We start from the raw sequence: 10,184 nt of genomic DNA, 5'->3' as shown, positions 1-10,184 counted from the left end.
CGGGCGCAGCTACGGGAGCGGGCGTCGCAGCGGCTACGGGCTGGGGGCCGGGCGCGCTCGCCGGCTGGGGTGTGCTTGCCGGGGCTACCGGGGCCGATGGGGTCTCCGTCATCGTGGCCGGGGCACCGCACATGGCGCAGAAGCGCGCGCCGTCCGGGAGCTTCGCCCCGCATTTGGTGCAGAACATGGCATTCCTCCTTTGTAGGCAGCTGCCACCATGATACCGCGCCGCATGGCGTTCTGCGTCACGCGGCGCGGCATACCGTGCGGAACTCAGCGCGGGCCGCGCTCCGTTGGCCGCCCGCCCCTGTGGCGCCCTATGCGATCCGGTAGATGTAATCCGCCTTGCGCGGCGCCGCCTCCTGCGCGGGCGCGGCGGCATAGCCCACGATGCAGTTGCCGATGCCCTCGTACTCGTCCACATCGATCCCGAGACGGCTGAGGATCGCGCGCCCCTCGGCCGTCTCGAACTCCTCCTTCGCGCGATGGATCCAGCAGCTGCCGAGCCCGAGCTCGTGGGCGGCGTTGAGCATGTTGCCCATCACGAGGCTGCCGTCGTAGACGTGCGTCCCCACGTCCTTGCGCGCGAGCACCACGAGCACCGCCGGCGCGCCGTAGAACGGGTCGTCCTCGCCGCCCATCACCGCGGCGTTGAGCCGGGAGAGCTCGTCGCGCACCTCCTTGTTCGTGATGGCGACGATGATGGGGGACTGCCGGCCCATGCCGGTGGGCGCGAACGTGCCCGCTTCGAGGATCTGGTCGATGAGATCGGCGGGCACGGGGTCGGGCAGGTAGCTCCTGCAGCTGCGGCGCGTGGTGAGTGCTTCGAGGGTGTTCATAGGCGTCCTTTCTTCGTGGGATCCACGGTTTCGCGACACCACGTATGTACCCGCTTTGGCCGCGTCCGTCTGCGCGGGAGCGCCCCGCGGCGAACATGCCATCGTTCTAGGCGTTCGCGCCCGCGTGGGGACGCGCTCGCTTTATACTGGGTGCATGCGGAAAACGCAGGATGGACGCCGACAGAAAGGCAAGATATGGGCGGATTCTTTGGTGCGGCTTCGAAGCGCGACGTTGTTCTCGATGTCTTCTTCGGCGTCGACTATCACTCGCATCTCGGCACGCGCCGGGCCGGCATGGTGTTCTGCGACGGCACGGGCGGGTTCAACAAGGAGATCCACTCCATCGAGAACACGCCGTTCCGCTCGCGCTTCGACAAGGACCTCGAGCGCTTCCACGGCACGAGCGGCATCGGGTGCATCTCCGATACCGACCCGCAGCCGCTGCTCGTGCGCTCGCACCACGGCACGTTCGCCGTCACCACCGTCGGCGCCATCAACAACGCCGACGAGCTCATCGACGAGTACTTCGAGCGCGGCGGCGCGCAGTTCATGGCGATGAGCTCCGGCGCGGTGAACCACACCGAGCTCGTGGCGGCGCTCATCAACCAGAAGGACGACCTCGTCGAGGGCATCCTGTACGCGCAGCGCGCCATCAAGGGCTCGCTCACGCTGCTCGTCATGACCGAGGACGGCGTCATCTACGCCGCACGCGACCCGCGCGGCCGCCTGCCGGTGATCATCGGGCGCGACGTGAACGGCGACGGCTACTGCGTCTCGCTCGAGAGCTTCGTCTATCACAAGCTGGGCTACCAGGACGAATACGAGCTCGGCTCCGGCGAGGTCGTGCGCATCACGCCCGAGGGCTACGAGAGCGTGGCGCCGGCGAGCGGCGACATGAAGATCTGCGCGTTTCTGTGGGTGTACTACGGGTACCCCAATTCCAACTACGAGGGCGTGAACGTCGAGGTCATGCGCTACCGCAACGGCCACATCATGGCGCGCGACGAGGCGATGGCCGGCACGCTGCCCGAGGTGGACTACGTGGCGGGCGTGCCGGATTCCGGCCTGCCGCACGCCATCGGGTACGCCAACGAGTGCGGCGCCACGTTCGCGCGGCCGTTCATCAAGTACACGCCCACGTGGTCGCGGTCGTTCATGCCGTCGAACCAGACGGTGCGCGACCATATCGCCGAGATGAAGCAGATCCCCGTGCCGGAGCTCATCCGCGACAAGCGCCTGCTCTTCGTGGACGACTCCATCGTGCGCGGCACGCAGCTCGGCAAGACGGTCGACTTCCTCTACAGCGCCGGCGCGGCCGAGGTGCACATGCGCTCCGCGTGCCCGCCCATCATGTACAGCTGCAAGTACCTGAGCTTCTCGCGCGGCAAGTCCGACCAGGATCTCATCGCGCGCCGCGTGGTGCGCGAGCTCGAGGGGCCGGCGGGCGACGAGCACCTGGACGAGTACGCCGACAGCTCCACCGAGCGCGGCGGCTGCCTGCTCAAGCGCATCTGCGAGAAGCTCGGCTTCGACAGCCTGGGCTACCAGAGCCTGCCCGGCATGCTCGAGGCCATCGGCATCGATCCCACGAAGGTGTGCACCTACTGCTGGGACGGCCGGGAGTAGCGCTTCGAACGCGGTGTTGATCGCGGACGGTCGGCCGTGTCGGCTATGCTTGGTGGGCGCGGCGCCCCGATGCCCTTGGGCGCATCGGGGCGCCGCGCTTATTCTAGGGTTTTTCGGGAAGACGACGGCGAGGTGGCGCGCATGCGGACGTTCATTGCCCTTGAGCTGCCGGATCTGTTTGAAGACGAGGTCGCATCGCTCGCGCGGCAGCTGAGCAATGCGGTGGCGGGGCGCTTCATGCGCCGGGAGACCTACCATGTGACGCTCGCGTTTCTGGGCGATGTGGACGAGATGGGCGCCCGCGCCGCCATGGCGGCGCTCGATGCGGCGTGCGCCGGCGCGGCCCCCGTCGAGCTCGCGCCCGAGGGGCTCGGGACATTCGGGCGCCCGCGCGACGCGACGCTCTGGTTGGGACTCCGCCCGACACCGGAGCTCACGGGGCTTGCCGAGGCGGTGCGCACACAACTCGATGCGCGCGGCTGCTCGTATGACCGCAAGGCCTTCCGCCCGCACATCACGCTCGCGCGTCGCGCGCGCTTGCCCGAGGGTGCCCTGCCCGGCCTGGCGTTTCCCCTGCCCGCGACGGCGCGACGCGTCACGCTCTTCAAGAGCACGCTCACGCAGGAGGGTGCGCGCTACAAGCCGCTCCACACCGTCGAGCTTGGGTAGGGCGACCGTGGGTTCAAAACGGCTCAGCGCCTCATCTGTGAGTTCAAAATAGTGACTAGAAAATTGAACTTTCCTATCGCGCCCGGCGTGCTATACTGCCTGAAATTGAACTTACCTTCAGATGGTTCAATTTCAGGGAGCGCCACCCGGACGAATATCGCGTTTCGCTCGTCACGCGGCGCTTGAAGCCGGGTATGCGCCCATGCAGTAAGGGGGTCAGATGGCAGACCAGGGATTCGCCGAACGGCTAGTCCAGGCGATGGCCGCCGCGGGCATGAAGCAGGCCGACCTCATCCAGGCGGCGGCACAGCGCGGCGCCAAGCTCGGAAAAAGCCAGGTGAGCCAGTACGTGAGCGGCAAGGTCATGCCGCGTCCCAAGGTGATGGGCCTGCTCGCGGCCGTGTTGGACACCACCCCGGAATGGCTCGCGACGGGGGAGGGCGCCCCGCCCGTGCCCGCGCGCGCGTCCGCCCGCGCCGGCGCCCCGGAGCCCGTGCCTGCCTCCACGGCACCCACGCCCGACGCGCGAGCTGCCGCGCGGTCTGAGGCCGCCCGCACCACGTCCCCCCGCCAATCCGCGTCTTCCCAAAGGAGCACCCCCATGCGCCAGTTCACTAAGTCCTCCAAGCTCGACAACGTTCTCTACGACGTCCGCGGTCCCGTGGCCGACGAGGCTGCCCGGATGGAATCCGAGGGCCTGCGTATCCTCAAATTGAACATCGGCAACCCCGCGCCCTTCGGCTTCCGCACGCCGGACGAGGTCGTGACCGACATGCGCCAGCAGCTGCCCGACTGCGAGGGCTACTCGGATTCGCGCGGCCTCTTCTCTGCGCGCAAGGCCATCATGCAGTACGCGCAGATCAAGGGGCTGCCGAACGTTTCCATGGACGGCATCTACACGGGCAACGGCGTCTCGGAGCTCATCCAGCTCACGCTCAACGCGCTGCTGGACAACGGCGACGAGATCCTCATCCCCAGCCCGGACTACCCGCTCTGGACCGCCTGCGCCACGCTCGCTGGCGGCGTCCCGGTACACTACATCTGCGATGAGCAGGCCGAATGGTGCCCCGACATCGCCGACATGGAGGCGAAGATCACCGCGCGCACGAAGGCCATCGTCATCATCAACCCCAACAACCCTACGGGCGCGGTCTACCCGCGCGAGATCCTGGAGCAGATCGTCGAGGTCGCGCGCAAGCACCAGCTCATGATCCTTTCGGACGAGATCTACGACCGCCTGTGCATGGACGGCTATGAGCATATCTCCATCGCCTCGCTCGCGCCCGACCTGCCGTGCGTGACGTTCTCCGGCCTCTCGAAGAGCCACATGATCGCCGGCTACCGCATCGGGTGGATGATTCTCTCCGGCAACAAGCGCTGCATGGCGGATTTCGTCTACGGCATCAACATGCTCTCGAACATGCGCCTGTGCTCGAACGTGCCGGCGCAGTCCATCGTGCAGACGGCGCTCGGCGGGCACCAGAGCGTGAAGGGCTACGTGGCACCCGGCGGCCGCGTGTACGAGCAGCGCAATTACGTGTACGAGGCGCTCAACGCCATCGACGGCATCACCGCGGTGAAGCCCAAGGCGGCGTTCTACATCTTCCCGAAGATGGACGTGAAGAAGTTCAACATCACCGATGACGAGCAGTTCGCGCTCGACCTGCTGCACGAGAAGCGCATCCTCATCACGCGCGGCGGCGGCTTCAACTGGGGCGCGCCGGATCATTTCCGCATCGTGTACCTGCCGCGCATGGAGGTGCTGCACGAGGCCATGGACGACCTCGCGGACTTCTTCGCCCATTACCGCCAGAGCTGATAAAATCCAGACAGGCTGGTTTTTATCATTATCGCGGCAAGGGGATAGGAGCGCCCATGTCCAAGAAGCGCAGCGACGTCATCTCGTGGGACGAGTTCTTCATGCGCGTGGCGCTGGCCGCGAGCATGCGCAGCAAGGATCCGAACACGCAGGTGGGGGCGTGCATCGCCGACACGAACCACCGCATCCTCTCCGTGGGGTACAACGGCACGCCCTCGGCGCTCAACGACGACGACTTCCCCTGGGGCGTGAGCGACGACCCGCTCGCCGACAAGCACAGCTACGTGGTGCATGCCGAGGCGAACGCCGTGCTCAACTACCGCGGCTCGCTCAAGGACATGAGCGGCGCGACCGTCTACGTGACGCTCTTCCCCTGCAACGAGTGCGCCAAGATCCTGGCGCAGGTGGGCATCGGCGAGGTCGTGTACCTGAGCGACAAGTACGACGGCACGGAGGGCAACCTCATCTCCAAGCGCATCCTCACCTCGTGCGGTATCCGCTTCCGGGGGATGGAGCTCGCGGAGTAGGGTGGCGATCGTTGAACTTTGTGTCGGGCGGCGCGCTTCGGTTTGGGCGCGCCGCCCGATTTCTTCTTGCGAGATGCGAATAATCATAGTTCCGTGGATTCATCGCGCGCGAAGCCCGTCATCGTGCGCCCCACGCCGCATAGCCCTGGTGACTACTGCTCCCTTCGGGCGCAGCGGCTCCGCGCGTTTCCTCAGGGCGTAACAGGTTACAAATTTTGAATCACATCCCCATTTCATTCATCTCCTTCGGCGGTGCCGCAGCTATCGATATGATTGACCGCATACCGGTATCGTAGGGAGGCCTCCAATTGAGGATGGGCTGGTGCTGCGCAAGCAGCGCCCTGAGGAGGTGCCAATGAAGCGCTATTCGGTTGTGATCTGCGGCGGCGGGAGCACATATACGCCCGATATGATCGAGCTGCTCTGCCTGCTGCAGGATTCGTTCCCGCTGCGCAAGGTGAAGCTCTACGACATCGACGCCGAGCGCCAGGAGATCGTGGGCAAGTTCGGCGAGGTCATGTTCCGCGACTACTACGAGGGCCTTGAGTTCTCGTATACCACCGACCCGGCCGAAGCGTTCGAGGATATCGATTTCGCGCTCGTGCAGATTCGCGCGGGCGGCATGGGGCTGCGCAACGCCGACGAGAAGATTCCCTACAAGTATGGGCGCATCGGTCAGGAGACATGCGGGCCGGGCGGGCTTGCCTACGGTATCCGCAGCGTGCCGGCCATGATTCAACTCGTGAAGGATATCCGCCGTTACTCGCCGGATGCGTGGATCATCAACTATGCGAACCCTGCGGCGATCGTGGCTGAGGCAACGAAGCGCGCGTTCCCCGGCGATACCCGTCTCGTGAACATCTGCGACATGCCGCCCGATGTGCTCAACCACTACCTGCCGTTCATCGGCAAGAAGCGCTCGGACATCTGGCCGGTGTATTTCGGGCTCAACCATTTCGGTTGGTTCACGCGCCTGCTCGACCGCAAGACCGGCGAGGACGTCCTGCCCGAGCTCATGGACTATATCCTGGGGCACTACGATGAGATCCATGCGCAGTTCAAGGCGCGCATCACCGGGCCCACGGACCACTGGCCCATCACGTTCCTCGACCACCTGGAGATGATCCGCGACTTCCCCTACTCGCTGCCGAACACGTACAACCTGTATTACCTGTACCCGGATCGCACGTACGGGCACTACAGCATCGACCATACCCGCTACGACGAGGTGGTCGAAGGCCGCGAGCACGAGGTATTCGGCCTGTGCCGCAAGGTCGCGGAGCTCGGTCATATGATCGGCACGGAGTATGACCTCACGGACAAGATCGCCCAGAAGCGCGCGAGCATCCGCGACCTTGGCGTCGAGACCGTATACGCCGCGAACGATGTGCATGCCGCGTATCTCGTGGAGCTCGTGATCTCCATCATCAACAACGCGCACGAACCCACGCTCGTCATGACCGAGAACAAGGGTATCTGCCCGAATCTCGATCCGGGCATGATGCTCGAGGTCACGTGCCTCGCGGGGGCGCAGGAACTCATGCCGCTCCAGGTGGGCGAGGTCCCGGCGTTCGAAAAGGGTCTGCTCGAGAACCAATATGCGTGCGAAAAGCTGCTCGTGGACGCCATTTTCGAGCATAGCGATATGAAGCTTCTGCAGGCGTTCACCGAGAACCGTCTCGTGCGCGACGCGGACGTGGCCAAGAAGATCATCGCCGACTTCAAGGCCGCCAACGGCTCCGAGTGGCCCGAGTTCCATTAGTTAGAGGAGGGGGAACGAGAGATGGATAAGCTAACCAATTGGCTGGAGAAACGCATTTACCCTGCTGCTGTGTTCTTCCAGGAAAACAAATACCTCGCATCGATTCAGTACGGCATGATGCTTAGCATCCCGCTGCTGCTCGTGGGTGCGTTCGCCTGCATCATCAGCGACTTCCCGATCGATGCGTTCCAGACGTTCATGGCGAACCTCGTGGGTGAGGAAGTTTGGGCTGAGTGGAACTGGAGCGTGCTCAACCCCGCGAGCATCGGTCTTCTGAGCCTCGTTGCCATGTGTGGCATGTCCTATGAGCTCGGACGTCGTAACGACGTGACCCCTATGCCCGGCGTGGCCATCTCGCTCATGAGCTTCTTCCTGCTCATCCATGCCGATGAGAACGGCATGATCTCGCAGAGCGAGTTCGGCGCGACGACGCTCTTCCTGAGCATCATCGTGGCGCTTGTTTCGGTCGAGATCTACTCGTTCTGCATCAAGCGCAAGATCACCATCAAGATGCCGGCTTCCGTGCCGGAGTTCGTGTCCTCGCAGTTCGCAGCGCTCATCCCTGCCGTGCTTTGCGCCGTGCTGTGGCTCGTGGTGCGCTACCTCATCCAGCTCACCCCGTACGAGACCGCCTCTAGCATGATCTACGGTCTGCTCCAAGCGCCGCTCACCGGCTTGGGCACGTCGCTCGTGGGAACGCTCATCGCTGAGTTCATCAACTCCGTGCTCTGGTTCTTCGGCATCCACGGAACCAACGTAGTCGCTTCCGTCATGGAGCCGCTCTGGTACGCCGCGCGTGACGCAAACTGGCAGGTGTACCTTGAGGATGCTCTTGCCGTGCGTCCCTACATCGCTACGATCGACTTCTCCAACATGATCATGTACCTCACGGGTTCCGGCATCACGCTGCCGCTGTGCATCGAGATGGCCTTCATGTGCAAGTCGCAGCGCCTCAAGACCGTGGGCAAGGGCGCCATCATCCCGGGCATCTTCAATGTGAACGAGCCGGTCATCTTCGGCCTGCCCATCGTCATGAACCCCATGATGCTCATCCCGTTCATCGTGGCACCGCTCGTGTGCGTGCTCGTTGCCTTCGGTGCCATGTCGACGGGGATCGTGCCCACGCCCATCGGCGTACCGGTACCGTGGACGCTGCCTGCGCCCATCAGCGGTTGGATGATGTGCGGCGACTGGCGCGGCGGAGCGCTGCAGATCGTGAACCTCATCATCTCGGGCGTGATCTACTGGCCGTTCATCAAGGTGCTTGATCGCGAGTACACCAAGGAAGAGCTCGGCGAGCAGGTATCCGCCGAGGCGAGCGCGTAGTAGGGCGGGCTCGGTATGTTCGTGCGCAGGCTGGTGGCATACGCCATCGACTGGTATCTCATCTCGTTTGCGATGAACCTCGTGCTCGTTATCGCGGCGTACCAGCTTTTGGGTGTGGTGTTCGCGGGCATGGTGCCGCTCACCGCGTTCGACGGCGGCCTCCGGCTTGCGCTCTTCTGCGTCCTCGCGGTGCTCGACGCGCTCTATTTCTGCGTGCTTCCGCGCTACGCGCTCAAGGGGCAGACGCTCGGCAAGCGCCTGCTGCGTCTGCGCGTGGAACGCGCTTCGGGCGGCGATGCGACGCTCGCCTGCTTCCTGCGGCGTGAGCTGTTGGGCATCGTCGTGATTGAAGGATGCTTCTCGCCGCTCAGTAACTATCTGCGAAACGTACTGCTCCTCTGGGTGCCGCGCGACGTTGTGCAGGGTATCGTGTGGGCTGGTATCGTGATTGGCGCGGTATCCGTGGGACTCATGGTGCTCACCGCGCAGCGGCGCATGATCCATGATTTCGTGGGTGGCACCCGTGTCGTGCTGGTCGAACGTGTGCAGGGAGGTGAAGGCGATGGACATCGACGCGATGGAGCGCTGGAACAGCCTGAGCTCGATAGAGATGGGCATCCTGCGCGCGATCAAGCATCGGATCGATGACGGGGAGGAAAAGATTCCCATCCGCGCCGTCGCGGCAGATGCCTACACCTCGACGACGAGCGTGATGCGGCTTGCGAAGAAGCTCGGATACCCCGGCTTTTCGGCCATGCTTTACGAGATGCGCGCGGATCGCACGCGCTCGGGCGGGGCGGCAGATACGGGCGCCGCGCGCGTGTTCGCCACCGACGATTCGTTCCAACAGGCGTGCGTTTTGATTGATGCGCTTTCTTCGGGAACCTACGCTCGGGTGAACATCGTGGGAACTGGTTATTCAGGGTATGTGGCCGGGTACTTCTGCCAGCGCCTCCAGGAGCTCGGCATGTTCGCAACCGAGAAAAGCCCGCTCGATTTCAGGGACGACGACCCGGTGCTCATGGTTTTCGTGAGCGAGAGCGGCGAGACCACCGACCTCTTGTTCATCCAAGAGCGCTGCCAGAAAAAGGGCATCGAGGACATCGTGCTCTCCGCGAACGCGGGAAGCACGCTCTGCCAACGGGCGCGGCACAGGATCGTGGTCGAGCGACGTCACGGCTACGGCGTCGAGGGTGCGGATTATTTCGTGGTCAATTGCCTGATCATCGTGGAGGGAATCGTTCAGAGGCTTTGGAAGCTGAAAGAGGGAGAGAGGGAATCATGAACGTGTTGCTGATCTGCTCGATGGGAGCTTCGACAGCGAGCATGTGCAAGAAGATCGAGGAGGCAGCTGCCGCGGAGGGCATGGAGCTCGAGACGCAGGCGGTTGCCATGGCGATGATGAACGACAAGCTCGACTGGGCGGATGTGGTGCTCGTGGGGCCGCAGATCCGGTTCATGTTGGACAAGGTTCGCGCCGCGGCGCCGGACAAGCCGGTGGACGCTATCGACATGATGGCCTACGGCATGATGGATGGCAAGAAGGTGCTCCAGCAGATCAAGGGGATGATCTAGGATGGCGGAGGAGACCGTGGCCGGCAGCGCGTCGGGAGAGC

The 10,184-nt window shown here is 64.2% G+C and carries 11 protein-coding genes; 9 read left to right on the top strand and 2 right to left on the bottom strand.

The genetic code is table 11. The features are described from left to right. Positions 1-187: zinc-ribbon domain-containing protein (locus BN423_RS11675; protein ID WP_187367790.1), on the bottom strand; the 187-nt coding region annotated here is incomplete at its 3' end. A gap of 130 nt (positions 188-317) precedes the next feature. Further along, on the bottom strand, positions 318-839 hold the full coding sequence (locus BN423_RS04285) for a nitroreductase (protein ID WP_019239032.1): 522 nt from the start codon (positions 837-839) through the stop codon (positions 318-320). A gap of 195 nt (positions 840-1,034) precedes the next feature. On the opposite strand from BN423_RS04285, the gene BN423_RS04280 reads away from it, so the two are divergent. The 9 genes from BN423_RS04280 (at position 1,035) to BN423_RS04240 (ending at position 10,143) form a co-directional block, all read left to right on the top strand. Next, entirely contained in the window at positions 1,035-2,465 is a 1,431-nt protein-coding gene (locus BN423_RS04280) for an amidophosphoribosyltransferase (RefSeq protein WP_019239031.1), read from the top strand. 141 nt (positions 2,466-2,606) lie between these two features. After that, the gene (gene thpR / locus BN423_RS04275; RefSeq protein ID WP_019239030.1) at positions 2,607-3,134 is read left to right on the top strand and encodes an RNA 2',3'-cyclic phosphodiesterase; all 528 of its coding nucleotides are present in this window, start codon (positions 2,607-2,609) and stop codon (positions 3,132-3,134) included. 220 nt (positions 3,135-3,354) lie between these two features. After that, positions 3,355-4,953 carry an aminotransferase class I/II-fold pyridoxal phosphate-dependent enzyme gene (locus tag BN423_RS04270; protein ID WP_019239029.1) on the top strand — a complete coding sequence of 533 codons (1,599 nt, stop codon included), beginning with the start codon at positions 3,355-3,357 and terminating at the stop codon, positions 4,951-4,953. A 56-nt stretch (positions 4,954-5,009) separates the two neighbouring features. Next, positions 5,010-5,480, top strand: a complete 471-nt coding sequence (locus tag BN423_RS04265) for a deoxycytidylate deaminase (RefSeq protein WP_019239028.1) — start codon at positions 5,010-5,012, stop codon at positions 5,478-5,480. A gap of 355 nt (positions 5,481-5,835) precedes the next feature. Continuing rightward, positions 5,836-7,242 (top strand): family 4 glycosyl hydrolase, encoded by a 1,407-nt coding sequence (locus BN423_RS04260; protein WP_019239027.1) that lies wholly within the window; start codon positions 5,836-5,838, stop codon positions 7,240-7,242. A 21-nt stretch (positions 7,243-7,263) separates the two neighbouring features. Then, the gene (locus BN423_RS04255) at positions 7,264-8,568 is read left to right on the top strand and encodes a PTS sugar transporter subunit IIC (RefSeq protein WP_019239026.1); all 1,305 of its coding nucleotides are present in this window, start codon (positions 7,264-7,266) and stop codon (positions 8,566-8,568) included. A gap of 15 nt (positions 8,569-8,583) precedes the next feature. Then, the gene (locus tag BN423_RS04250; protein ID WP_019239025.1) at positions 8,584-9,216 is read left to right on the top strand and encodes an RDD family protein; all 633 of its coding nucleotides are present in this window, start codon (positions 8,584-8,586) and stop codon (positions 9,214-9,216) included. Next, the gene (locus tag BN423_RS04245; RefSeq protein WP_232385497.1) at positions 9,131-9,853 is read left to right on the top strand and encodes a MurR/RpiR family transcriptional regulator; all 723 of its coding nucleotides are present in this window, start codon (positions 9,131-9,133) and stop codon (positions 9,851-9,853) included. Before BN423_RS04250 ends, BN423_RS04245 begins: the two co-directional genes overlap by 86 nt. Beyond that, the gene (locus tag BN423_RS04240; protein WP_019239023.1) at positions 9,850-10,143 is read left to right on the top strand and encodes a PTS sugar transporter subunit IIB; all 294 of its coding nucleotides are present in this window, start codon (positions 9,850-9,852) and stop codon (positions 10,141-10,143) included. The genes BN423_RS04245 and BN423_RS04240 overlap by 4 nt, the downstream gene beginning before the upstream one ends. Positions 10,144-10,184: the final 41 nt, after the last annotated feature.

This window comes from Enorma timonensis (assembly GCF_000321165.1).
GTDB lineage: Bacteria > Actinomycetota > Coriobacteriia > Coriobacteriales > Coriobacteriaceae > Enorma.
The sequence above is the reverse complement of the archived record's forward strand: the minus strand, read 5'-3'. Positions and strand labels throughout refer to the sequence as shown.